The organism is Mesorhizobium amorphae CCNWGS0123, from assembly GCF_001686985.1.
GTDB lineage: Bacteria > Pseudomonadota > Alphaproteobacteria > Rhizobiales > Rhizobiaceae > Mesorhizobium > Mesorhizobium amorphae.
The window spans coordinates 602,077-626,379 of sequence record NZ_CP015322.1 but is presented as its reverse complement, the minus strand read 5'-3'; the positions used below and the strand labels follow the sequence as shown (position 1 = coordinate 626,379).

The window sequence follows — 24,303 nt, the reverse complement described above, 5'->3', positions numbered from 1 at the left end:
GCCTATTCACGTCGCGATCATCCGCACCTCCGCTCCGGACCAAGTCGCTTTGACACGATCTCCGACAGCGATCCGGAAGCCACCAAGCGCGCTGACCTCCGCGCGTAGCGGTTCGCTAAGACCGTCAACCTTCACCTCGCAAGAAAAGCCGGTGCCGCGGTAGGCCACATCGGTGACCAGCCCCGGCAACCCCGGTCCATCCGATGTGATGGCCTCGAAGTGTATGGCGGTGGGCCGCAGGATCATGACAGCGGACGTGGACGTACAGTCATGAAGGTTACCGACATTGACCTCATGGCTGGCCACCCGAGCCAATCCCGGCGCTTGCGGTAGCAGGTCGACCCGCAAGATGTTGGCATCTCCGACAAATCGCGCCGCATATTCGGAGATTGGTGCCCGATAGATCTCGTCTGGAGGGGCGATCTGTTCGATTCCGCCCTGGCGGAACAGCGCGATCCGATCCGACATCGCCATCGCCTCACGCTGGTCGTGAGTGACGAAGACGATCGTGGCACCGTAGTCGCGGTGAATCCGTCGCAATTCGCATTCCATCTGAAGGCGGATTTTGATGTCGAGTGCTGAGAACGGTTCGTCCAACAGGAGAAGTTGCGGTTCGTTCACGAGCGCCCTGGCGACCGCGACACGCTGCATTTGTCCGCCGGACAATTCATGCGATCGCCGCCTCGCGAGCGCGCCAAGATCAACGATCTCAAGCATGCTCATGACGCGTCGTTTGATTTCGGGCTCCGACAGCTTGGCGATGCGCAGCCCAAATGCGACGTTCTCAAACACGTTCAAATGGGGAAATAGCGTCGGTCGCTGGAATACCAGATTAACTGGGCGACGGTTCGGCGGCGTGGCCGTGACATCGCGCCCGTGCAGCAGCACCTTGCCTTCAGTCGGGACCAGGAAGCCAGCGATGATGCGCAGCATTGTCGACTTGCCGCACCCGGATGGACCGAGAAAAGACAGGAATTCGCCCTGATGCAATGTCAGCGATACGTCCCTAACAGCCTGGAATGCACCGAACGAATGGCTAACGGATCGGACTTCGAGGCGCGGATTGGTAGTCTGGTTCACGTTGTTATGTTCTCCTTGCCATTTACACCGATCGCAGCTCGCTCACGTTGAAGCCACATCATCATCAGTCCCACAATCCACAGCAGCAAGCTTGCCCCGATGAGGAGGGCCGATACGACATTTATCGACGGATCTACGGTGCGGCGAAGCTTGGAAAAAATATACATCGGAAGGGTGCCGTCGTTTCCGATGACGAAGAAGGTGATGATGAACTCATCCAACGACAACATGAAGGCCAACACAGTTGCACCCACCAACGTCGGCCAGATCTGCGGGAGAACGATCTTGAAGAACGCCTGGTAGCGGCTGGCCCCCAGATCAAGCGCCACCTCTTCCAGAGAGGGGTCAAGGCTCTCAAGCGCAACGCTGGTGATCAGATAGAAGAACGGGGCGACAAAGACGATGTGGGCTATGATGACAGTCATCAGTGACAGAGGCAGCTGAATGCGAGCAAAAAACAGCAGAAGCGCCACGCCGATGAAAATGCCAGGCAGGGTGATTGGCAACAGGAAGAGCGGAGAAAGGGTATCTCGCCAGCGCGCCGTCGATCGCGACATGCCGTAAGCCGCTGCCGTGAACACAACCAGCGTGATGGCCGCGGTGGCTGAAGCGACATAGAACGAGTTCTTCGTCGCGTTCAGGAAATCCGGCGAAGACAGGACTTCCTCGTACCATCGCAACGAGAAGCCCTCGAAGGGAAATGACAATCCACCCGTCGCATGAAATGAAAACAGAACCACGATGAACAGTGGAACGAAAAGGTAGAGCAGGGCGAACACTGTGCTTGCCAGGAGGACCACGTTCTTCATGCTGCCTGCCCTTTAGTTTTCCCAGTGGATTTCTTTGAGGCGCTTGAAGCGGAGCACAACGGTCAACAGACCGAAGGCAAATACATAGACCAGCAGAGTGAGGAATGATCGCGCGGCGCCAACGCCCCAGTTGCCGAGCCCCCTGAAATCGGACTGGATTTGTATGCCGATGAGCTGATCGCCCGGGCTACCAAGAAACTGGGGCGCAACGTAGTCACTCGATGCGAGGATGAAGATCAGCAGGAAAGCGGATCCAATAGGTGCCGCCAGCAGCGGAAACATAACCTTCCACCACCGCTGTGTGGCCGTCGCGCCAAGGTCCTGCGCCGCCTCGAGATAGCGCGGTTCGAGCGGGCGCATCGCCGAATACAAGATAAGCACGACCCAGGGAATGCCGATGTGGACCATTGCCAGTACGATAGCGAGTTTGCTGAACAGCAGCGCCTTAAGTGGCGTATCGATCACGCCAAGTGCCAACAAAGTTGCGTTGACTGCGCCGTGTTCCCCCAACATCAGCCGCCAGGCGTATATGCGCACAAGATAGCTTGCGAACATCGCGATAACGAAGAGCAGCAAAACGGGAAACTCCCAGCGTCCGGCGCGATATCTGATATAGGCGGCGACCGGAATGCCGATGAGGACGCAAAGTGTCGCGACGGAGCCGCCGACAATGAGTGAGTTGCGCGCCAGCCGCAGGCTGGCTGACGATGTGACCGCCGCCCAGAAGTTCTCCAGCGTCAGCGGTAGATGAACGGAGAACCGCCCGGCCGTCATAAAGCTGTAGCCGAGCAGGAAAAGGACGGGGACGACGAAAAACACCAACAGGCCAAGGACTGCCGGCAAGGTCATTGCCGTCAGTCTGAACCGGGGCCAAAAGCTTCCAAAACGAGGTGTCTGCACTTCGCTAACTTACTTGACCAGAAGCTCTTGGAATTTCGCCACCCATTCGCCCAGCGTGATAAATTCGTCGGATTCGATCGGGGCTTGCAGGAGAACCGGGCGTTTTGCCAGGAATGCATCGACGTCATCGACCGGATAGAGGCTCTTGGCGCGATCGATGAAGGCGGCTGCACCTTTTACCGTCGGACCAGCGGCGAGTTCCATCGCGGCGGCGGCGTTGACCTTTGGATCGAGCACTTCGTTGATCCACGCATAGGCCGTTTCGGCGTTGTCCGCCCCTTGCGGGATCACATAAGCTTCGACAAAGGTAAAGGTGCCGTCCGTCGGGGTAATGTTGGTGCGCACATTGTTGTTGCCGGCGGCAGCAGCAAAGACATCGATCGCCGCCCAGCCGAGGAAGGAGGCGACCACTTCACCCGAACCGATAAGCGACGCCACGTCGCCGTAGCTCGGCGCGATGGTCTTCGACTGGTCGATGAATTGCTTCATGAACGCGGCAATCTCGTCGATCTTGCCCTTCGGGGTTCGGAACGGATCGTGTCCGAGAATATGCGCGGCAAGTGTGAAGTTGGCGCCGGGATCTCCCGGCATGGTAATGCGTCCCTTAAATTTCGGATCAAGCAGATCGGTCCATGCCTTCGGCTCGGGGATGGCCTTGCTGTCGTAAGTGATACCGAAAACCCCAAACGAATGTGGTATCGCGAACAACTTGCCGTCCGCGTCGGCGATGCCGATCGTACGCGCATTCTGCGTGAAGTAGTTCGCCAGATTTCCATGACGCGGTATCCGCTCGAGATCGAGTGGCGTCAGTACGTGCCCATTCTTCTCCAATTGGTCACTCGTTGACGTGGTGGTCGACAGCAGGTCGAAACCGCTGCCGCCGCCGCCGGCATAGCGGGCATCGACGTCGTCGATGGAAGCGATGTAGCTCGGATTGATCTTGATGCCGTGTTCTTTGGCGAAGGCCCCCATTGCGCCGGGCATCTCCTCGCCCTGCCACCCAAGATAGTCGAGGGTTCCACCGATGTTCTGCGCAAGTGCGGACCGGCCGAGCATTGCGCTGCCTGCGAGGCCAAGTGCCGCCGCGCCCGACGCCTTCAGGAAATCACGCCGATCGAACCGCAATCCCGGTTGAACCGAATGCTGCAACGTCTTCATGTCTGCTCTCCCATTCTGAGGTAATTCCTCTTTGTTTTTTATTCTGCCCGTCCCCGAAAATGTCCATCGGACGCTTCGCCATGGATCGATTCTCGGCAGGACATACCATGCTTTTGCAACTGGACTGCTGCTCCGTATTCTACTCTCCGCGCCACCTTCTTGGTCGTCGCTGTCTCAACCCCAATAGGCCAATCCCGCACAGACATTCAGCGATTGCGCGGTAATGTGGCGGGCGCCGGGGCCCACCAGGAACAGCGCTGCCTGGGATATGTCGGCCGGCTTGAGAAAAGCCTTCATCATGTTGGTGTCCGCCATGGTCATTTGCCAAACCTGATCGAAGGGGACTTTCAGCTCCTCTGCCATCGCTTTGACCGGGTCGCGTGACAACGCGGTGTCGATCCAGCCCGGGCAGATGGCGTTCACCGTGATCCCGTGCGGACCCAATTCAGGGGCAATGCAGCGAGCAAAGGCCAGGAGCCCGGCCTTTGCCGTGGCATAGACGGAAAAACCGGCGTCCGCGGTTTTTGCCGCGGTCGATGAGATGAACAGGATGCGTCCGCCATCGGCATTGGACCGCATCGTCTCGACCGCTACCTTGGTGACGAGGAACGGCGCTTTCTGATTTATCGCAATGGTGCGATCCCAGAGGGCCTCGTCCATATCCTCCAGCGTGGAAATCTCGCCGATCCCAGCATTGTTCACCAGGATGTCCAGACCGCCCATCGCCTTGATCGCCCCTTCGACCATGGGCCTGATGCTTGCGGGCTCGAGGAAGTCGGCTGCGACCGCGTGCGCGTTTGCGCCGAGGTTGCGGACCAATTCGATCGTTGCCTCTGTCTCGCCAAGTGTTCGGCCGTGAATTGCGACCGTGGCTCCTGCCTGGGCGAAGGTCACCGCCATATCCTGACCCAAGCCCTGGCTGGCGCCGGTCACCAGAGCGCGCTTCCCGGCGAGGGTAGGAGGAATCGGCAAGCGATCTGTCATGGACGCGTTCATGCCTCAGTACAGGATAAGATGATTGATCATCATCTCGACATGGGTAGGGACGCTTTCCTCGAATCCGTAGTAGAGGCCATATTCCGGGCGCAGGTCCTCTTTGACCAGGGCGCTGACGGCAGCAAGATAATTCACCCAGGCACTCATGTACGAATAGGTGGGCACGACAAAATCCGTCGTGGAGAGCCGTTCCATGCGCGCCGCCGTGGCGTTGCGCATCTTGTCGAAATAGTCGAGGTAGAATTTGACGTCGCCGTGGCTGCCCAAATTGCCGTGACCACCATTGACGAAGTCCCAGGTCATCCCCTGCAGTTCGATCATGTTGTCTTCGAAGTTCCGCAAGTTCTCCTGCGGGCCGAAATGGGGGAAGGGCATGCATTCCGGCTCGACCATATCGTCGAACTGCACGATGCCCTCGGTCGGCAGATGGATGATCGCGTTGTCCAGGCAATGGCCGTTGTATTCAGGCGTGCGGATGCGCACCCGCTTGCCCTCGAACAGGAAGTCGCCGTCATGGCCCTCGATGACATTGGTGGGCATCGGTACCTTACGGCCAAAGCGGTCGATCTGCCGCGCGGTGAGCGAGGACGCCCAGATCCGGCTTTCCCTACCGAAGCGCTGTTTGGTCTCGGCTACGATCTCGGGCGTGCCGGCGATGTGATCCATATGGTAGTGGGTGTAGACGATGTCCGTGACCGGCAGGTCGGTCAGTGTGCGCAACCCCTTGAGCGTGTGGGTGGTCGCCACGCCCGATTGGGTGCTCACCAGCAGCACCCCCTTGTCGCCGATCACGGCAACCGCGTTGTAACCTGCGGCGCCGACCAAATAGCCACGATCTGTCAGGCGTTGGATGTAGAACTCCTCGCTCGCCTGGTACTGGATCCAGTTGCGTACTTTCAATCCAGGCGCAATGCACTTGTCGCGCGAGATGTCGGCATAGTCCCACAGATCGCCGATCGGCGGCCGAAACATCTGGCTGTTGTTGGCGTGATTGCTGCAGGTCGAAGACATAAGTGCTCCCATTTACGCACACTAACCGGGCATTTGCGATCGCCGGGCGCCCGACGCTCAGCCGGCTGGCGGCGGGAGAAAGTTGATCTCATGCTGCGCGGCCAAGCGGACCACCTCAGCCGGGTCGCCGACGTTGTGGATTTTGTCAAACAGAGAGAACAGCGCGCCGGTCGGCGAGACCACGAAAAGAGCTTCAGCCTTCTTATCGGACTTGTTGAACAGCCCATGCGGAATGCCCATCGGCAATCGGACCGTATCTCCGTAGCCTGCAACCTGCTCTACTCCGTCGAGCACGGCATGGATCTCGCCTTCGAGAACGATGACCAGCTCGTCCTGGGTGGGATGGATATGCGGCGGCACGAACGTTCCCGGCGGGAATTCGGCATACCAAAGCATCGAAGTCTCGGTCACATGCTTGAGTGTGTAGGTTTGTCCGAGGATGTTCCAGACGCGCCCTTCATAGGCATCCTTCATGCGCGTGATGCCGGCGGGTTCAGGTTTCATGTGGACTTCTCCTCTTCAGGGATGGATATCAGCGTGTCAGGAACTCGTGCACGATGCCCGGCGCATCAGGGTTCTCGCCCAAGACGAGGTGCCCGGTTTTCGGGAGGATCCTCAGTTCCGATTTCGGCAAAAGCTCCTGCCACGTCTTGGCACCGCCCACCGGAAAAAACCGATCCTCCTGACCCCACAGGAGCAGCGTCGGGCAGGTAATCAGGTGTATGCGCTGGCGCAGTTTTGGATTGCCCTGCGGATACTCCCAGCCGACTCGGCTGAAGGCCGTCAACTCGCGGAAGCCAAGCGTCAGGAAGTCGATGTCGTGGCCATCAGGGAAATATCGAAGCGCGACCGAGGGATCGGCCGTGAGATATTCGTGGAGCTGCTCCTTTGGGATCTTGAAGCTGTCGGGGTTGGGGAACTCCGGGATCACCACGCCGTTCGGCGCCACGAGTACGAGCCTGCCGATGCGCGGCGCCTGAACAGAGGCATATTCGGCCGCGATCCAGGCTCCCAGCGAGTGGGCGACGATGTCGACTTCATCCAGCCCCATCTGATTGAACAGGTCGATGTAGTGGAAGATGTAGTCGCTAACGTCGTCGATGCGGGGATCGTCGTCGCTCTCGCCGAAACCGGGATGATAAGGGACGATGACACGGCGGTCCCTGGCCCACTCGCGCACGAAATCGAAACCCGGGAAGGTGCCGCCTCCGTGAAGGTAAATGACGGGCCGTCCTGAGCCGATCGAATAAACGGCCGTCCTGACGCCGGACACGACATACTCCGAGCGGTCGAACCCGCTCATATCCACGATTTTCTTGTTCACCGGCCCGTCCATTTTCTAAATCTCATCATTTCCGGGGGATCGAGGTAAGCCGATTGCGGTGACTGTTCGACCTTTGGGGCTCCGTCGCGTCGCTCCTCAAGAATCGGGATCACCTCTTTGGCAAGCTTGGTCATGTTGCTGACGACTTTGTCATGCGGCATGTTTCCGATGTGGACTTCGCAGATGATCCGATTTGACCCGGTCTCTTCAGCCCATTTTTCCAGTTGATTGGCGACGGTCTCTGGTGAGCCTGCGACGACACGGTAGACCGCCTCGATCGCCTTCCAGTCGAAGACACCGTGGGATTCGGGAATGAATTTCCCGTCGCGCCGGCGGAATTCGTCGACGGGAATGTATCCCGGCAACTCGATAAACCGGCCCGATTTGAGCAACTGACCAAAGTAGAAATCGGCCCAAGGCGTCATCTCTTCGACCGCCTGTTCGTCGGTGTCCGCGACGTAGACCATTGCGGTAAGCGGGAATTTGGAGGGATCCGGGTCATGTCCGGCTTCGACCGATTTCTGTCGGTAGATCTCCAGCGCCTTCATCTGCTTGGGAATCGGCGAGAAAGTCGCGGCATATCCGAAACCCAGCCGTGCAGCCATCTCGACCGTTGTGAGACTCCCGGAGCCGACGAGAAAGATGGGAGGATGCGGCTGCTGGATCGGTCGGGGCCACACATTGAGATATTTGTAATGATAGAACTTGCCATCGTAGCCCTTCGGTTCGCCGGTCTGCGTCTCCCAGGACTTCAGCATGATATCGATCGATTCATGCAGGCGGTCTCGCGCCGTCGCCGGCGCCACGGGATTGACCCAGTATTCCATCGGGGTGCCGAGCGGGATAGCGACTTCGAGCCGACCGCCTGACATGACGTCAAGCATCGCATAGCCTTCGGCCAGGCGATGCGGGTTCTCCAGATTGGGCGGCGTGCCCATAATGCAGACACGCAACTTCTCCGTCCTGGCAAAGATCGCCGATGCGATTATGGACGGCACCGGCATCATGCTTGCTGGCGTGGCGTGATGTTCGTTTATGCACAGCCCGTCGAAGCCCAATTCCTCGGCCAGCACCGCCTCGCCCAGGTAGCGTTCATAAAGTGCATGACCCTTGTGTGGATCGTAGTAGGCGTTCGGGATGTCGACCCAAAGCGAGTCCCGTTCCAGGCACTCATCAGGAAGGTCGGTGTAGGGCATGTAGTGGGCGACAAGGAATTTCGTGTCAGACAGGATAGGCATGATTTTTCCCAGAAACGAGAGTGGAGCTTTCGCTCGAAAATTCGCCAAGTTCGTCGAGCCGATGCGCCATTTGATTGGTCGCCTTGTCGATCCGCGCTAGAACTCCCGGATCGACGATCTTGTCTTCCTTGAAGTCGGCTTCGCAGGAATAGACGCATGTCGGAAGCGTATCTGCTTCGAAGAAGCCAAACAGCGGCCGCAGCTGATGCTCGATCACTAGGGCATGCCGCGGCCCCCCGCCGTTGGCGCTGATCAGTACCGGCGTTTCGCAAAGGGCATCGGCTGGAAGAAGGTCGAAGATATGCTTCATCAGCCCGCAATAGGCACCCTTGTAGATGGGGGTCGCCACGATCAGGGCGTCTGCGCTCTCGAGCTCGCCGATGATGCGGGCCGATTGCTGGCTCAGGTCGGCGCGATCGAAAGTGCAAACAGATTCATCCAGGTCCAGGAGATCATAGGTGACGATCTCAGCGCTGGTCTTCTGCGCCAATTGACTGACGATCGCGTTCGTCAGCGCCAATGTCTTGGAAGGCCGGCGAAAATTGCCGCTGAATGCCACGACTCTCAATCTTGTCATACGCTTGCCGCCTGCTCGCAATTTGTCTGCAAGGCAATCATCGGCCGAAGGCAGCGGCAGTTCCACCCCGCCAAATGGAGGGGTGAACGCTGTCGACTCTATGAGAGCGCTTTGTCGGTTGTCGCTGTTAGATCGGTCGGTAAGCAGGATTGCGTTTGGACGCCGCGCTCGCGCCCATTTTGAGTCTGGCGCGCCGAAAAATATGGAAGCCGAAATAATACGTTGCAAAAAGTTTCGGATTATGGAAGATATGAACGAACAAATTACCTGAATTGAGAACATGAAGCCAAAACCGCTTGATCAAACCGAAAGGCTCATCATCCGTCTCTTGCAAGAGGACGGCCGCATGCCGACCGCCGAGATGGCTAGGCGGTTGTCCATCAGCGAGCCGACTGTGCGCAAGAAGCTGAGCCAGCTTACTCAGGAGGGTAGGGTGCGCATTCGCGCCACCGCCGATCCCGTCGATCTCGGCTACGAGGCCTCGGCCTTCATCGGCATTGACGTGGAGCGTAACGCCATCATCAAAGTGGCGAAGGTGCTGCAGCAATATTCGTTCGTCGACAGTGTCGCCGTGACGACAGGTCCCTACGACTTGATCATCAAGGCCTGCTTCGAGACGCTGCGCGATCTCTACGACTTCATCCTGGTTGAGCTCGCTGCGGTCGACGGGATCAAGGATTCCAACTCGCTGATGATCCTCCAGAACATCAAGACCGACGGCCTGATCGGCGTCGCCGGTCTCGAAGACGGACCGAACAATGAATCTCAAGACAACAAACCCTAGTGGAGTTTGAAATGCCAGCCTTCTCGAAACAGGAAATGACACGTCGTATCGATGCTCTCCGCAGAAAGCTCGCCGCGGAGCGCGTCGATGTCGCATTCCTGCACACCGCCGACAGCGTCTTCTACATGAGCGGCGTGCCGCTGCTGTCGGAATGGGGACGGCCGATGTGGGCGATTCTGCCGGCATCGGGGTCGAGCGCGGTCTGCGGTGCGGCTATCGAGACTGAGAACATGGAGGAGCACAGCTCCTTCGACGAGGTGATGGCCTATGGCGATGATGAGAATGTCGTGCAGGCGAGCCTCAAGCTCTGCGCAGACTTCATCGCGCGCCGCGGCTCCGCCAGGATAAGGCTGGGCATCGAGGAAGCTCTGCTGCCAGTCGGTCTGTTCCGCGCCTTTCAGGCCCGCTTTCCCGAGGCAGAACTCGTCGAAGTCGGCCCATGGCTGGAGGAGTTGCGGCTGATCAAGTCGGACGAGGAGATCCGCCTGCTTGAATTGGGCGCGGACCTCGCCAAGATCGGCGCCGACGCCTTCCTAGAGGCCATGCAGGACAACGTCACCGAACTTGCGGTGGCCGCCCATGCGGTCGCGGCGGTGAACAAGGCGATGGGCGCCCTGTCCGACAACGGACTAACCAGCACCTACGCCTATGCCCAATTCGCTGACCACACTATGGTACCGCATCTGCACCCGACCAGCCGCCGCCTGAAGCGCGGCGATCTCGTATCGCTCAACATCTTTCCGGTCGTCTGGGGCTATTGCGCGGAGCTGGAGCGCACCTTCGTCTATGGCGAGCCTACACCTGAGATCAGGAGGACGCTCGATGCCGTCAACGAGGCGTTCGACGCGGGCAAGGAAGCCCTGAAGCCGGGTGTCGCCATGTCGGACATCGATATGCTGACGCGCGGGATTCTGCAGAAATACGACCTGGTCAAGTATATCCGCCACGGCACCGGGCATGCCCACGGCATCATGATCGGCTCCGCCAGCCGCGAGGAGAAGGGAGAACTGCGTCTTTACAACAAGACCAAGCTCCTGCCCAACATGGCGAACTCGGTCGAGCCGGGCGTCTACATTCCGGGCCTCGGTGGCTTCCGTCACTCCGATGTGCTGATCGTCACGGAAACCGGGTCCCGCTGCATCACCGATTTCCCACGCGACATCGGCTTTTGAGAACAGAATCCGGCCGATCCCCCGGCGTCATCCTCCCAAGGCTGCCGCGGGCTCAGCGTAGAGTTTAGTAACAAAGGGGAGTAAAAACGATGAAAAGCGACTTCACGAAGCGCCGTCCATTGGGCGGCTCCATCAGTCGCCGCTCGCTGCTGGCCATCAGCGCCGGAGCGGTAGCCGCAACCGCCCTGCCGGGTCTGAGCGCAGCTTGGGCTCAGGATGGCGACATCAAAGTCGGCGCTCTGATGCCGTTGTCGGGGGCCGGCGGTAGTTTCGGGCAGGAGATGCTCACCTCGGCGAAGGTGGCACTCGAGGAGATCAATGCGGCCGGCGGTCCGCTCGGTCGCAAGATCGTGCTCGTGGTGGAAAACGACGAGACCAGCCCTGAAGCAGCCGTGCGCGGTGCGCGCAAGCTGGTCGATGTCGACAAGGTGTCCGCGATCGTCGGCACCTGGGCGAGCAGTGTCACGCTTGCGGTGGCGCCGATCGTGCAAGAGAAGAAGCTCATCCAGCTCTCGACCTCCGGCGCCAGCCGCATCACCGAGGTACAGAAGAAGGGTCATCTGTTCCGCACGGAGCCAGACGACCTTCTGTTTGGCAAAGCTTATGCCGAATACGCCAACAGCCAGGGCTGGAAGAAGGCCGCCGTGCTTGGCCTCAATGTGCCCTTCACGCAGATGACGGTCGCGGCATTCCGCCAGCGTTTCGAGGAGCGGGGAGGGAAGGTGATGAGCTTCACCACCTACAATGAGGACCAGACCACGTTCCGCTCCGAGGTGACGCGCGCCTTCGTTGATCAGCCGGACTTCATCCATATCTCCGGCTACGAGCCCGACATCACCGCCATTCTAAAGGCTGCCTACCAGCTCGGTCTTTCCGGACGCTTTATCGTGCCCGGCTTTGCGGTGAGCCCCGAGCTCATCAAGAATGCCGGGCCTGCCGCGGAAGGACTGCTATTGGTCGAAGAGGGCGTGGCCGAGGGTTCGCCCGCCTATGATCGCCTTGCCAAGGCGCTTGGCGGCGACCGCTACTATTCCTTCGGCGCGCAGGCCTACGACCAGCTGGTCCTGCTCGCGCTTGCCATTGAGGCGGCCAAGTCGACCGACGGCACTGCGCTCAATGACGCCGTCAGAAAAGTCTCCGGGCCCGACGGCGCCAAAGTGACCTCTTTCGCAGAGGGCATCAAGGCGCTGCGCACAGGTGAGCAGGTGAACTACGAAGGCGCCTCAGGGGCGATCGACTTCGATGCGAACGGCAATATCGCTAAGGCCAATTTCCGCGTGTCGCAAGTGAAGGACGGCAAGATCATGCCCATCGGCGCGGTCAAGGACGTTGTGTTCTAGACGAGACGCTGACAATCCCTCTCCCCGTTTGCGGGGAGGGGGTAAGGATGACAAGCAGCACCTGACCTCGACCAAACGGCGGTGGGCTTTAAATCCGTACCCGCGTGCGATTTCATCGGAGGCGCTGCCGGCAGGCGGAGCTGGAGGCTAGGAAACGCTATTGTGGATGAGTTGCAAATCTATCTCGTCTCGGCGCTGGTCTCGGCCGCGATCTGGACGCTGCCCGCGGCGGCGATATCGTTGATCTACGGAGTTCTGCGTTACCCGAATTTCGCCATTCCCGAATTCATGACGCTTGGCGCCTATCTGGCGTTGTTACTGTGTGGCTTCTCCGTGCCGCTGTGGCTTTCGGCACTTCTGGCGGCCGTGCTAACAGGGCTAATCGCGCTCGCAGTCGACCAGACGATCTTTCGTTTCGTGCGCGCCGCGGGCACGCTGCCGCCAGTGCTCCTCTCGCTTGGCCTGATGCTCTTCCTGCAGAACGGCGTCCGCTTCATTTGGGGCAATGACGTGCATCAGTATCCCATCGAGCTTGCGCGTCCCTTCGTGTTCGCCGGCTTCATCGTCACGCCGACGCAAGCGGCCATGATCGGCGCCGTCGCGGTCATCCTGGTATTTGGGATCGCGGCGCTGCGCTGGACCTCCTTCGGCCGCGCTGTGCGCGCCACTTCCACCAATCCAGAGCTCGCGGTTGTCACCGGCATCCGGCCGGAAGTCGTCTATGGCGGCATCATCTTTGCCAGCGGCTTCCTCGCGGCCATCGGCGGGGTGGCGCTTGCCACGGAGACCTCGCTCACCCCACTTCTCGGCTGGCGGGTGTTGATCCCACTCTTTGCCGTCGCCATTTTGGGTGGACTGGGCAGCGTTACCGGCGCCGCACTTGCGGCTCTGCTTCTCGCGACGGTGTCGGAATTCAGCCTGTTGCTGCTGCCGGTCACCTACAAGACAGCGCTCGCCTTTCTGGTGCTGGCGCTGGTGCTGCTGGTCAGACCTACGGGCCTCATCCGGACGGGGGGAATTGAGCGATGACAGCCTATCTTGTTGCCATCCTCATCTTTGCCGTGATCTACGGCTTCGTGGCGCTCGGCCTCAACATCCAGTGGGGCCTCACTGGTTTGATCAATCTCGGCCAGGTCGCATTCTTCGCGGTCGGCGCCTATTGCGCGGCACTCACCACGCAGGCCGGGTTGCCGTTGCTGCCTGCTCTCGTTCTGGCTGCGCTGGTCAGCGGCTCGCTCGGCGGTGCGGTGGCGCTGTTTACGCCACGCTTGCGCGAAGACTATCTCGCCATTGTCACGTTGGGGTTCTCCGAATTCGTGCGGCTGATCTTTCTCAACGAAAAGTGGCTCGCTGGTGGCCCGGACGGCATCGCCGGCATACCGCGGCCCGTCACCATTCCAGGCCTCGATTCAGAAACTTCCTTCCTGGTGATTGCCGCCGTGCTGCTCGCCGTCGCTTTCTGGTTTAGTCAAAGGCTGGCACACTTCCCGATAGGCCGGACGCTGCGCGCAATCCGTGAGGACGAGACCGTGGTCGCATCCATCGGCAAGCCGACCCTTACTTACAAGACGCTCGCATTCGTGCTCGGCGCTGCGCTCGCAGGCATAGGTGGCGCGTTGTTCGCGAGCTACCTCACTTACATCTCACCTGACATGTTTGGCCCTAATGTCTCGATCTATGTGCTTGCGGCCGTGCTGCTTGGCCGGCAAGGTTCCACCCTGGGCACGCTCGCGGGAACGGCGGTCGTTGCCGTCCTTCTCGAAGGCACGCGACTTCTCAAGGACTACATCACCGTCGTCGACGGTGTGCAGTTGGCCGCACTTCGCCTGATGGCGCTTGGCCTGGCGCTAATGATAATCGTGGCGGTTCGCTACGGTCCCGGGAGGCGCGCGTGAGCAACCTTCTGGAGATTGCCGGGTTGAACAAACGCTTCGGCGGCCTCCAGGCCGTCGACCGTTGCGAGCTATCGGTCCGAGAGGGATCGATCACTGGCCTGATCGGCCCTAACGGTGCGGGCAAGACCACGCTCTTCAGCATCATCAGCGGCTTCACCAAGCCCGATTCCGGCCAGATCCGGTTTGGCGGGCGGCGCATCGAGGGCCTGGGCGCATACGAGGTCGCGCGGCGCGGGCTACGCCGTACCTTCCAGATCCCACGAGAGCTGAAGGAGATGTCGGTGCTGGAAAACCTGATGCTGGTGCCGGAAGGCCAATTCGGCGACCGGCTCCTCTCCGTCCTTCTGCCAGGCGCGCGGGTCAGACAGGAAGAGCAAGTCAACGAGGCAGCCGCCCGTGAGGTGTTGGAGACGGTCGGGCTCGCCGAAAAGGCCGACATTGCCGCGGCGCGTCTCTCAGGCGGCCAGAAGAAGTTGCTCGAGCTTGCCCGCTGCTTGATGAGCCGACCGCGGCTGATGCTGCTCGACGAGCCGACAGCAGGCGTTAACCCGACCCTAATCCGGCACCTGATGAAAGTCATGCAGAAGGTGCACGCCTCGGGCATCACGCTGCTCATCATCGAGCACAACATGAACGTCATTATGGAACTCTGCGAGCGGGTGGTCGTGCTCGACCGGGGTCACGTCATTGCCGCCGGTACGCCGGCGGAAATCCAGCAGAACAAGCAGGTGCTTGACGCTTATCTCGGCGGGGTAGATGCATGAGCGGGAGCGACATTCTCGTCGCCGATGGCTTGGTGGCCGGCTACGGCGAAATGCAGATTCTGCACGGTATCAGCATACGCGTAGCGCCAGGCGAGATCGTCACCGTCATTGGCCCGAACGGTTGCGGCAAGTCGACACTCCTGAAGACGCTGGTCGGCGTCATCCACCCAACTGCAGGCAAGATTTCCCTTGCCGGACACGATATCACCAACACCGCGACGCGCGAGCGTCTGCGTGCCGGGCTGGGCTATGTGCCGCAGGTCAGGAACGTCTTCGCGACCATGACGACTGAGGAGAATCTGCGCATGGGCCTCGTCGCGGTGCCCGGTCCCGTTCGCGAGCGGCAGGATGCGGTACGCAAAATCCTGCCGACGCTCGGCGATTATTGGAGCGCCACCGCCGGCCGGCTGAGCGGAGGTCAGCAACAGATCGTGGCCCTCGGTCGCGCCCTGATGGCATCCCCCAAAGTGCTGCTTCTTGACGAGCCGAGTGCCGGCCTCTCTCCTAAGGCAACCGACGAGGTTTTCGGGCACATCCGTACGATCAGCTCCGAGGGCGGCGTTAGCGTGGTGCTGGTCGAGCAGAATGCGCACAAGGCGCTAGCTATCTCGGATCGCTGTTACGTGCTCGCCGAAGGGCGCAACAGGCTGGACGGGATCGCTGTTTCCATCGCCAGCAATCCGGAGGTCGGCCGCATCTATCTCGGTGCCGGCGACGGGGCGGAGAAGCCTTGACGCATCGTGTAGGAGGTTTAAGTGCAGCTTCCCAAGAATATCTTATCGGATATTGCGGATGAAGTTCAGAATACACGCGATGTCCTGCGAGAGGTCTCACCTTTTACGTCCCGTTATCCAAACTTTGGACTGGCGGATGCATACTGGGTTGTCGAAGAGATAAGACGCAGACGCGAGGCAAATGGTGAGCGAATAGTCGGCCGCAAGATTGGCTTTACCAACTCTGCCGCGTGGGCCGGCTACGGGATCAGCGGGCCAATCTGGAATTACCTCTACGACCAAACAACGTTCGATCTAGGCGTGAAGACGAGCCTTGCGGTAGCGCATTGGCCGAACGTCAGAATGGAGGCTGAAGTCGCGCTCGGCTTGTGCGCACCTCCGGACCCTCGCATGGACGAACACGATCTTCTCTCGTGTGTGGAATGGGCAGCACTCGGCTTCGAGGTTTGCACGTCGATCTTTCCAGAATGGCGTTTCAATGTCGCAGATGCTGCGGCAACGGGTGTTCATGTTGCCCTACTTCTCGGCTCCCGGCACTCAATCAAAAGTGACCGCGAGCGATGGGGAAAGCAACTGCATAGCTTTTCGGTGACGCTTGCTTGTGAAAACGGTTCCGCGGCGGTGGGTGGTGGGTCGCAGGTCCTGGGTAGCCCTCTCGCCGCATTAGCCTATTTGGTACGAGAACTGGAGCGCTTTGGCGGTCAACCCCTCAAATCGGGAGACATCGTTACCACAGGCACTTTGACCGTAGCTCTACCGGCTCAGTCGGGACAGCGGTGGCGAGCACAGCCTTTGGAAATTCCGTTCAAGGATATAAGCTTGGATCTAGTCTAGAATATCAAGACGAAACCATTCCGATGCGCAGGTGAGACAAAAGCGGGATCGGCCGTCGGCTTTCTCCATTGCAACGCAGCTTCGAAGCTCGTCACATTTCCGCCCTCGAAGAACGATTGGCGCATCAGTGCCGTTTACTCATCCATGTCGCTGGCATTCATGATAAGCACAAAGTCCGTCTCGCCAGTGATGCAGTAGCACTGCTGCACCTGTGGACAGCTCGCGAAACGCTTTTTTATCTCGTCGATCAGATCCAGTCTTTCCTGTTTCGGTCGTCACCTCCGCGATAACCGTCAGGGGGCGCCCAATCGCCCTCTCGTTTACGACAGAGATGTCCTTCTTCTTGATTATCCGGTGGAGCGAAGCCGTTTGAAGGCGGCGCGCTACCGCTGGCGCCGAAGGGCCTACACCGCGGGAGATTTCCTGCTGGGGCATGAGATTGTCGAGCTGCACGGAAGTTGGCTCGTGCCATTTCGACGTGGGGAACGGAAGCCCGTCTTCTGGCTTTCCGCAGACGAGCATCAGGCAGGCATTGCCGCATGCGCACAGGTCCAGTGTGCCCCTCGCTGCATCCGACGAAGGACGCGTTCAATCCCGTATTGTCAATCATGGCTCTAGCATTCAGTGCTGGTCTAAGAGACAGGCATCGGGGTTGCGGGAAATCGTTCCGCCGGTCCGACTTAGCCAAAAGCGCATATAGCGTGGGATACGGGAATTGTACCTAAACATGCTGCACGCGTGGATACTGCAGTTCTGCGACCACCATGATGAACCGAAGCTCTTGAGTGCCCCGATTCATATAGGCATGCTTGTCTTCCGTGCGTGCCAAAACCGAAGAACCGGATTGAACTAGGAGATCGGTATCAGCCAATTTCAGAGTTAGCTCGCCGGTTTCCACATTCAGCAGTTCGAGCGTTCCCGCAGAATGCCCTGGCGATTCGAATGTTTCGCCTGGAAACATAATCCACCGCCAAAGCTCCACCTCGTCCGGACCGTGCGTTCCCACAAGGAGAGTGGCACTGCCTCCGCCAGGGCCTCGCCACAATGTGGAAGTGTCTTGCGGGTGCACGATCCGTGCTGGCACACTTGATGCTACGCCTACGAAGTCTGCGACAGAAACCCCCAGAGCGACTGCCATCCTGCAAAGAGTGGCGATGCTGGGGTTAGCGCTGCCCTTCTCGATTTCCACCAGCATCCCTTTGCTGACCCCGGATTTTCGAGAGAGCTGGTCAAGTGTGAGGCCGTTCTGGCGTCGGAAAAGCTTGAGGTTCTGGGAGACCATTGCACTGACGTGTTCGACCTCGGCGCCCACGTCGGTCAGTATATTGACTTTCTGTTCCATGGTCGGTATATTACACCAAGATGGTCAATGGGAGCTAGTGGGCCGTGTTCGAAATCCCGGTTGTCGACGAACGAATTGCCAGCATTGCCCCTGGCTTTCGCGCCATATCCATCCATATCGATGCCACGAATGCCGAAACAGGAAGCGTTGATACAAATCTTCTGGCAGAGGCCTGCAACTTTGTGTCGGCGGGAGGTGCGCCATGGGCAGACGCGCATTTGGCCAGTTGGTCGGAAACGTACTTCCGGTTCGGTGCAAAGCCGAACCGAACTCCCTGCTCTGCCCAGGCTCTCAGAAAACGGGTGGAGAAAGACGGCAAGGTTCCCACGATCAACCCCGTTGTCGATCTCTACAACGCTGTCAGCCTTCGGTACGCACTTCCTGTCGGCGGTGAAAACTACGACGCGTATGTTGGGCGGCCACGGTTAACAATTGCCGCTGGAACTGAAGTCTTCGAAACGGTTGTGAATGGAGAGGCGATAAAGGAATGCCCGGCACCGGGAGAGGCCATCTGGCGAGATGATGCAGGCGTCACTTGCAGGAGATGGAATTGGCGACAGTGCTCTCGCACCCGGTTGGACGCTTTGACCGGTCGCATGTGGTTTCTGTTGGAAAGCTTGGAGACCATGCCTGAAAACGCGCTCGAAGAAGCAGGCGATATGCTGACCGACGGCTTGTCGCGCCTCATGCCAGGGTGTGGGATCCTGAAACAAAAGCTGTCCATTACTCCTCCTCCTTAAACAACAATCTGTGGCGACCAGATAACGGCACTCGGTTCGCGGGCTCCCTGCCGCGGCCAAACGGCCAGATTTGAGTAGCCTTCCTCTCCTGCGACTAACTGCACAAGGGTGACGTTTGCTGCGGCAACGCAGCGATTGCGGAGCGTTGCCTGCATGAGCACCGAAAAGCCATGACGAGCCTGATGGAGATCAGAATGCATGCTGGCACTGGGATACCTGCGCTTGCCGTACGGGATGTCCATAAGCGTTATGGAGCCCACGAAGTTTTGAAGGGAATTTCGCTCACGGCACAAAAGGGTGATGTGGTTTCGATCATCGGCTCGTCAGGCTCTGGCAAGAGCACCTTTCTGCGCTGCATCAACTTCCTCGAAATCCCTGACCAGGGAGCCTTCCAGGTCAATGGAGAGGACGTCAAGTTCCGGATTGGGCATGATGGGAAATGCCATCCAGCAAGCTGGCGCCAGATTGAGAGACTCCGAACAGGGTTAGGGATGGTTTTCCAGAGCTTCAATCTCTGGCCCCACATGACGATCGTGGAGAACGTGATCGAAGCCCCTGTTCACGTCCTTGGCGTTGATCGAAAGGTCGCTGTCGAGAAAGCGCATGGGCTGCTCACCAAAGTGGGTCTCTACGACAAGCGCGATGCCTATCCCGCTTTCCTTTCCGGTGGTCAGCAACAGCGAGCATCGATCGCCCGCGCGCTCTGCATGGACCCCTCCGTCATGCTGTTTGATGAACCGACGTCGGCCCTGGACCCGGAACTGGTCAGTGAAGTCCTCAAGGTGATCCGCAGCTTAGCGGAAGAGGGCCGAACCATGTTGTTGGTCACCCACGAAATGAAGTTCGCTCGCGATGTCTCGACTCGCGTGCTGTTTTTGCATCAAGGCCAAGTGGAGGAAGACGGCCCTCCCGACCAGGTCTTCGGTGCACCCATGAGCAGCCGCTGCAAGGAATTTGTTGGAGCGGGTTCGCACTAGTCACCACCACCCAACTTCTCAAAAAGGGGAACTAAGATGAAATATCGGACTATTGCTCTAACTCTCACCATTCTCTGTTTCGCGGCAGACGCTCATGCCGATATCCGGTTTGGCATCGCGAACGAGGCCTATCCTCCCTACACGACGAAAGATGCCTCCGGCAAAGAGATCGGTTGGGAGATCGATCTTATGGACGCGGTCTGCCAACAGCTTCACGAGCAGTGCACAACCGTCGATATTGCCTGGGATGGCCTCATTCCCGCTCTCGAAAGCAAGAAGATCGATGTAATCTGGTCTTCGATGTCCATTACGGACGAGCGCAAGAAGCGTATCGATTTCACCGACAAGTACTACTCCGCAGCGGCAAGCATGATTGGAGCAAAGGACGGAGTTGCTGGGGTCACTGATGAGCAGATGAAGGGGAAGACCATCGGGATCGCAGTTTCCACAACGCAATCGGCTTACTTCCAGAAACATTTCGCAGATATAGCAACTGAGAAAAGCTACGCGACTGTTGATGAATCACTGCAAGACTTGGCTTCAGGTCGGATCGACTATGCGTTTGCAGACACCGGGCCCCTGAAGGAATTCCTCAAAACGGACCTCGGAAAGGGCTGTTGCGAATTCAAGGGGACGGTTGCTGCCGATGACGAGATTCTTGGAGCAGGCGTAGGCGGCGGAATTCGCAAGGGGGACGAAGAGCTCAAGCAGAAACTGAACGGCGCCATCAAGGCGATAAGAGCCAACGGGAAGTACGCGGAATTCAATAAGAAGTACTTCGACTACGATCCTTACTGATGCATTTATCTAGCGGATTTGCTGACGAGCATCCTTCGCGGCAAGTCCGCTAGCTCTGTTTCGAAAGATTCCACTATGAATTCTGTGAACTCAATTCTGGAATTGTTATCCATCAACCCTCCGGGGTGGGGTGGCGTTCTGCTCACCGGGGCTCTCGCCACGCTGTTGATATCCATGGGCGCCTATTTCCTTGGCATGGTCTTGGGGCTGTTTGGCGCATTTGGAAAGTTGAGCGGATTTCGATCAATTGAGTGGCTTTTGCAACTCTACACGACTGTGGTCAGGGCCGTTCCGGAACTGATTTTGATCATAGCATTGTACTATGCTGGGACCGACGGCCTGAACCGTGTTCTCGCCTTGGTTGATCTTGGTCCGCTGGAGGTTAACGGCCTGCTCGCAGCTGTGATCGTGCTCGGCTTCGTCCAGGGAGCCTACATGACGGAGGTGTTGCGAGGCGCCATTCTGGCAATTCCGGTCGGCCAGCTCGAAGCGGCGAAAGCGTTTGGAATGCGCCCGGCCTTACGATTCCGCAGGGTGATCCTCCCCGCGCTGATTCCGAATGCCCTGCCGGGTTTCGCCAACCTATGGATGGGAGTCGTCAAGGACAGCGCACTCATAGCTGTCGTCGGTTACCAGGAATTGGCTCTCGCTGCACGAATGGCCGCAAGCAATACAAAACAATACATGGTCTTCTTCCTGGCGGCCGCAGCGATATATTTAACAATAACCCTAATATCGAATCAAATTTTTACCGCGCTGGAAGCTTATTACCGTCGCGGGCAGAGAGCATTGGCGTAGGGGGCCAAAATGGACTTCTCTTGGGTTGCCTCCTATGCAGATTTGCTGGTGCGGGGAGCTGCAATAACGTTTCTTCTTCTGTCAATTTCTGTTTCGGTCGGTTTCGCTTTGGCAATTCTCCTTGCGGTCGCACAATTGGGGGCCTTCTTCCCATTGCGTTGGTTGTCTAGAGGGTATTGCACGTTCTTTCGCGGCACCCCGCTCCTGATACAGCTTTGGCTCCTCTATTATGGCCTTGGGTCGTACCTTCCTTTTATCCCCGGCCTAAGGGCAAGCTTTTTGTGGCCCATTTTGCGCGAGGGGTTCTTCTTCGCAGCGCTTGCGCTTACGCTGAACTTCGCAGCCTACCAAGGCGAAATCCTGAGGGGCGCGATGCTGTCGGTTCCAAAAGGCGAACTCGAGGCGGCGCGTGCTTTTGGCATGTCCCCTGGCAAAATCTTGCGTCGCATATGGCTGCCACGTGCGATCCGCATCGCTTTGCCGACCTTTGCCGGCGAGGTCGTGCTTCAGTTGAAAGCCACGCCGATTGTATTCTCAGTGACCGTCATGGATCTCTACGGAGCGGCCTACAAGATCCGTCAGGACACCCTGCTGGTCTATGAGCCGCTTATCCTTGTGACGGTGTTTTACGTCGGCCTGACCTTCGCCATAACGCAGGTCTTTCAGAAACTCGAAAAGTCGGTGCCATCCCGGCGTTGAACGTCACAATTACTGTTTCAAACTCCAGCAACGAAGAGTCACAAATGCCCAGACCCGATAAACATCAGCTCTCCACGCTATCCTTCAACACCCTGTCGGTTCATGGGGGCAACGAGATCGATAAGACGTCCGGCGCGATCCGAACGCCGATCGTCATGGCCAATTCCTATCTTCTCCCGGAAGACCCATCGACGATGGATTGGTCAGATACAGAAACGCCCTCCTATACCCGCAATTCGGGGCACAACCAGATCGGCCTGCAGCGGAAGCTGGCGGCGCTCGAGGGAGGCGAGGATGCGGCTGTTTTTGCAACAGGTGTTGCTGCGCTTCACGCCGTCTTCTTCACCTTCCTGAAAACAGGCGACCATGTGGTCGTGGGTGATGTCACCTATGAAGCGGTTTGGCGGCTGTTTGCCGAACTCCTGCCGCAACGCTATCAGATCGAAGCCACCTTTGTAGACATGGGCGACATGGATGCCGTGAGGGCCGCCGTCCGGCCGAACACCAAGTTGATCCATACCGAGACGATCGCAAACCCGACCACGAAGGTGGCTGATATCGCCACGCTGTCATCGATTGCCAAGGAAGCCGGCGCGCTTCTAACAGTGGACTCGACCTTCACCCCTCCGCCCTTCTTCCGACCGCTTGCGTTGGGGGCGGACCTCGTCATCCATTCGCTGACCAAATACATCAACGGCCATGGCGATGCGATGGGCGGCGTTGTGATCGGCTCGAAGGAACTCGTCCACCATGTGAAGGCAGACGCCCTGGTGGATGTCGGCGGAACCATCTCGCCTTTCAACGCCTGGCTGATCATGCGTGGCTCGGTCACCTTGCCGCTTCGCCTCAAGCAGCAGTTCTCCTCGGCCGAAACGGTTGCGCGATACCTCGCGACCGACAAGCGTGTCGCATATGTGACCTACCCCGGCCTTGAGGGCCATGACCAGCATGAGTTGGCGCAAAAGCAATTCGCAGGCCAAGGTTACGGCGCGATGATGGCTTTCGCGGTGGAAGGCGATCCGGACACGCAAAACCGCTTCGTGGGCAATTTGAAGGTGATCACCTCCGCGGTCTCGCTCGGGCATGACGAGAGCCTGATCGTTCACGTTGGCGGCGGCGGACGAGGCGGCTCGAACAAATATCCGCCCAACTTCCAAAAGTATGGACATCTGCGCCTCTCAATCGGCCTGGAAGACCCAAGCGATCTCATCGCCGACATCGAGAATGCATTGGACGAAACGTTCCGAAAATCCCACAAAATCTAGGGGAGTGGCCCTTCTTGCCAAGTGAATTGCTCTTTGAGCATTTACTTGGCCCTGGGCGATCTTCAAGCCGGTGCGAATTTTGTGCCCTGAACGTCTCTGGCATGTCAGCGCGAAATTCGCCAACTCGCCGGTTCTGACCCAGGGAAGGGCAAGACATTTGTCGCAGAGCCAAGGCAAAAGGTGCTGGGGATAGCACTAGGCATCAAAGGAGCGGTCATGTATTTGCCGTCGCATTTCATCGAGTCGCGCCTTGAGGTCCTTCACGACCTGATCGAGCGCAATCCCCTTGGCATCCTGTTCACCAATAGCAAAGGTGAAATGGATGCAAATCACATCCCCTTTCTCCTTGACACCAAGCAAGGCACGTTAGGCGTGCTTCATTGCCACGTCGCCCGCGCCAATCCCGTCTGGCAGAATGCTGCGAACGGCGATGAAGTGCTGGTCGTATTTCGCGCCGCAGACGCCTACATCACGCCGACCTGGTATCCGACCAAGCATGAGACGCAGCGGCAGGTCCCCACCTGGAACTACATGGTTGCTCACGCCTATGGGCAAATCAGGATCCGCGATGACGAACGCTATGTCCGCGCTATCGTAGCGCGCCTGACGCGTATTCACGAGGCAACGCGCGAGACGCCATGGAAGATGACGCATGCTCCAAGGGATTACATTGACGCGTTGGTGAAGGCGATCGTCGGCATAGAGATCGAGGTTACCAGGCTGACCGGCAAGTCCAAGTTGGGCCAAGATGACGGTGCCCCAGATATGCGCGGCGCTGGCCTTGGCCTGAAAGCCCAGGGCGATATTTTGATTGGCGACGCCATGATTGCGCGCGCGGATATCGACGTCCAGAGTTAGCACGAACAGTCCCATCCGGGGCAGGGGCCATGAGGAATACCGCTATCGGATCCGCCACGCTGTTTCTCTTTCGAGCCGTGTCCCATCAGGTGCGGTTTGTCCGCCAGGTAGCAGATCGGGTGATCTTGATGGATCGGGCGAAATCAATGGGCAAAACACACCGTGAATTGTTCATGATCCCGCAGCATCCGCGCCCCCACCTCATTCCTG

Annotated in this window: 27 protein-coding genes and 1 pseudogene; 15 read left to right on the top strand and 13 right to left on the bottom strand. The window is 58.6% G+C overall.

The features are described 5' to 3' along the window. Positions 1 to 6: 6 nt before the first annotated feature. From A6B35_RS32800 to A6B35_RS32755, 11 genes and pseudogenes are all read right to left on the bottom strand, one after another. A complete protein-coding gene (locus A6B35_RS32800; protein WP_006204344.1) occupies positions 7 to 1,080 on the bottom strand; it encodes an ABC transporter ATP-binding protein in 1,074 nt (357 codons plus the stop codon). After that, positions 1,077 to 1,889: an ABC transporter permease gene (locus A6B35_RS32795; protein WP_006204343.1), complete on the bottom strand. Its 813-nt coding sequence runs from the start codon at positions 1,887 to 1,889 to the stop codon at positions 1,077 to 1,079. The genes A6B35_RS32800 and A6B35_RS32795 overlap by 4 nt, the downstream gene beginning before the upstream one ends. A gap of 12 nt (positions 1,890 to 1,901) precedes the next feature. Beyond that, positions 1,902 to 2,738, bottom strand: coding sequence for an ABC transporter permease (locus tag A6B35_RS32790; RefSeq protein WP_006204342.1), 837 nt, complete (start codon positions 2,736 to 2,738; stop codon positions 1,902 to 1,904). Positions 2,739 to 2,798: 60 nt separating this feature from the next. Next, positions 2,799 to 3,761 (bottom strand): ABC transporter substrate-binding protein, encoded by a 963-nt coding sequence (locus A6B35_RS32785; protein WP_244426005.1) that lies wholly within the window; start codon positions 3,759 to 3,761, stop codon positions 2,799 to 2,801. A 99-nt stretch (positions 3,762 to 3,860) separates the two neighbouring features. Further along, positions 3,861 to 3,947: pseudogene (locus tag A6B35_RS37665) on the bottom strand (twin-arginine translocation signal domain-containing protein); the annotation flags it as partial. A 174-nt stretch (positions 3,948 to 4,121) separates the two neighbouring features. Further along, entirely contained in the window at positions 4,122 to 4,931 is an 810-nt protein-coding gene (locus A6B35_RS32780; RefSeq protein ID WP_157999221.1) for an SDR family NAD(P)-dependent oxidoreductase, read from the bottom strand. 15 nt (positions 4,932 to 4,946) lie between these two features. Further along, complete coding sequence (locus tag A6B35_RS32775; RefSeq protein WP_006204339.1) at positions 4,947 to 5,954, bottom strand: MBL fold metallo-hydrolase; 1,008 nt, start codon at positions 5,952 to 5,954, stop codon at positions 4,947 to 4,949. A gap of 57 nt (positions 5,955 to 6,011) precedes the next feature. Further along, a complete protein-coding gene (locus tag A6B35_RS32770; RefSeq protein WP_006204338.1) occupies positions 6,012 to 6,458 on the bottom strand; it encodes a cupin domain-containing protein in 447 nt (148 codons plus the stop codon). A gap of 28 nt (positions 6,459 to 6,486) precedes the next feature. Then, positions 6,487 to 7,290: an alpha/beta fold hydrolase gene (locus A6B35_RS32765; protein WP_006204337.1), complete on the bottom strand. Its 804-nt coding sequence runs from the start codon at positions 7,288 to 7,290 to the stop codon at positions 6,487 to 6,489. Next, positions 7,275 to 8,474 (bottom strand): LLM class flavin-dependent oxidoreductase, encoded by a 1,200-nt coding sequence (locus tag A6B35_RS32760; RefSeq protein ID WP_065518392.1) that lies wholly within the window; start codon positions 8,472 to 8,474, stop codon positions 7,275 to 7,277. Before A6B35_RS32760 ends, A6B35_RS32765 begins: the two co-directional genes overlap by 16 nt. 25 nt (positions 8,475 to 8,499) lie before the next feature. Then, entirely contained in the window at positions 8,500 to 9,159 is a 660-nt protein-coding gene (locus A6B35_RS32755; protein ID WP_157999220.1) for an NAD(P)H-dependent oxidoreductase, read from the bottom strand. Between the two features lie 280 nt (positions 9,160 to 9,439). Here A6B35_RS32755 and A6B35_RS32750 point away from each other — a divergent pair, with 280 nt between their 5' ends. From A6B35_RS32750 to A6B35_RS32715, 8 genes are all read left to right on the top strand, one after another. Then, positions 9,440 to 9,877: an Lrp/AsnC family transcriptional regulator gene (locus tag A6B35_RS32750; protein ID WP_157999219.1), complete on the top strand. Its 438-nt coding sequence runs from the start codon at positions 9,440 to 9,442 to the stop codon at positions 9,875 to 9,877. A gap of 35 nt (positions 9,878 to 9,912) precedes the next feature. After that, complete coding sequence (locus A6B35_RS32745; protein WP_157999218.1) at positions 9,913 to 11,049, top strand: M24 family metallopeptidase; 1,137 nt, start codon at positions 9,913 to 9,915, stop codon at positions 11,047 to 11,049. A gap of 89 nt (positions 11,050 to 11,138) precedes the next feature. Then, on the top strand, positions 11,139 to 12,389 hold the full coding sequence (locus A6B35_RS32740) for an ABC transporter substrate-binding protein (RefSeq protein ID WP_006204332.1): 1,251 nt from the start codon (positions 11,139 to 11,141) through the stop codon (positions 12,387 to 12,389). Positions 12,390 to 12,551: 162 nt separating this feature from the next. After that, positions 12,552 to 13,418, top strand: coding sequence for a branched-chain amino acid ABC transporter permease (locus tag A6B35_RS32735; RefSeq protein WP_006204331.1), 867 nt, complete (start codon positions 12,552 to 12,554; stop codon positions 13,416 to 13,418). After that, positions 13,415 to 14,284: a branched-chain amino acid ABC transporter permease gene (locus A6B35_RS32730; protein WP_006204330.1), complete on the top strand. Its 870-nt coding sequence runs from the start codon at positions 13,415 to 13,417 to the stop codon at positions 14,282 to 14,284. The genes A6B35_RS32735 and A6B35_RS32730 overlap by 4 nt, the downstream gene beginning before the upstream one ends. Then, complete coding sequence (locus A6B35_RS32725) at positions 14,281 to 15,048, top strand: ABC transporter ATP-binding protein (RefSeq protein ID WP_006204329.1); 768 nt, start codon at positions 14,281 to 14,283, stop codon at positions 15,046 to 15,048. The genes A6B35_RS32730 and A6B35_RS32725 overlap by 4 nt, the downstream gene beginning before the upstream one ends. Next, positions 15,045 to 15,782, top strand: a complete 738-nt coding sequence (locus tag A6B35_RS32720; protein ID WP_006204328.1) for an ABC transporter ATP-binding protein — start codon at positions 15,045 to 15,047, stop codon at positions 15,780 to 15,782. Before A6B35_RS32725 ends, A6B35_RS32720 begins: the two co-directional genes overlap by 4 nt. A gap of 21 nt (positions 15,783 to 15,803) precedes the next feature. Further along, positions 15,804 to 16,616 (top strand): 2-keto-4-pentenoate hydratase, encoded by an 813-nt coding sequence (locus A6B35_RS32715; protein WP_006204327.1) that lies wholly within the window; start codon positions 15,804 to 15,806, stop codon positions 16,614 to 16,616. Positions 16,617 to 16,750: 134 nt separating this feature from the next. Here A6B35_RS32715 and A6B35_RS36970 read toward each other — a convergent pair whose 3' ends face one another. Together A6B35_RS36970 and A6B35_RS32710 are read right to left on the bottom strand one after the other, a co-directional pair. Further along, complete coding sequence (locus A6B35_RS36970; protein WP_244426006.1) at positions 16,751 to 16,825, bottom strand: Lrp/AsnC ligand binding domain-containing protein; 75 nt, start codon at positions 16,823 to 16,825, stop codon at positions 16,751 to 16,753. Positions 16,826 to 17,337: 512 nt separating this feature from the next. Beyond that, positions 17,338 to 17,958 carry a helix-turn-helix domain-containing protein gene (locus tag A6B35_RS32710; protein WP_006204325.1) on the bottom strand — a complete coding sequence of 207 codons (621 nt, stop codon included), beginning with the start codon at positions 17,956 to 17,958 and terminating at the stop codon, positions 17,338 to 17,340. Between the two features lie 44 nt (positions 17,959 to 18,002). On the opposite strand from A6B35_RS32710, the gene A6B35_RS32705 reads away from it, so the two are divergent. From A6B35_RS32705 to A6B35_RS32675, 7 genes are all read left to right on the top strand, one after another. Further along, complete coding sequence (locus A6B35_RS32705; protein WP_006204324.1) at positions 18,003 to 18,698, top strand: B3/B4 domain-containing protein; 696 nt, start codon at positions 18,003 to 18,005, stop codon at positions 18,696 to 18,698. 170 nt (positions 18,699 to 18,868) lie between these two features. Next, the gene (locus tag A6B35_RS32700) at positions 18,869 to 19,675 is read left to right on the top strand and encodes an ABC transporter ATP-binding protein (RefSeq protein WP_006204323.1); all 807 of its coding nucleotides are present in this window, start codon (positions 18,869 to 18,871) and stop codon (positions 19,673 to 19,675) included. Between the two features lie 36 nt (positions 19,676 to 19,711). Further along, positions 19,712 to 20,473 carry a transporter substrate-binding domain-containing protein gene (locus tag A6B35_RS32695; RefSeq protein ID WP_006204322.1) on the top strand — a complete coding sequence of 254 codons (762 nt, stop codon included), beginning with the start codon at positions 19,712 to 19,714 and terminating at the stop codon, positions 20,471 to 20,473. A 75-nt stretch (positions 20,474 to 20,548) separates the two neighbouring features. Continuing rightward, positions 20,549 to 21,271, top strand: coding sequence for an ABC transporter permease (locus tag A6B35_RS32690; protein WP_065518389.1), 723 nt, complete (start codon positions 20,549 to 20,551; stop codon positions 21,269 to 21,271). Between the two features lie 9 nt (positions 21,272 to 21,280). Continuing rightward, positions 21,281 to 21,970: an ABC transporter permease gene (locus A6B35_RS32685; RefSeq protein WP_006205804.1), complete on the top strand. Its 690-nt coding sequence runs from the start codon at positions 21,281 to 21,283 to the stop codon at positions 21,968 to 21,970. A 44-nt stretch (positions 21,971 to 22,014) separates the two neighbouring features. Beyond that, positions 22,015 to 23,235: a trans-sulfuration enzyme family protein gene (locus A6B35_RS32680; RefSeq protein ID WP_006205805.1), complete on the top strand. Its 1,221-nt coding sequence runs from the start codon at positions 22,015 to 22,017 to the stop codon at positions 23,233 to 23,235. Positions 23,236 to 23,451: 216 nt separating this feature from the next. Next, positions 23,452 to 24,093, top strand: a complete 642-nt coding sequence (locus A6B35_RS32675) for an FMN-binding negative transcriptional regulator (protein ID WP_006205806.1) — start codon at positions 23,452 to 23,454, stop codon at positions 24,091 to 24,093. The last annotated feature ends 210 nt before the right edge of the window (positions 24,094 to 24,303 follow it).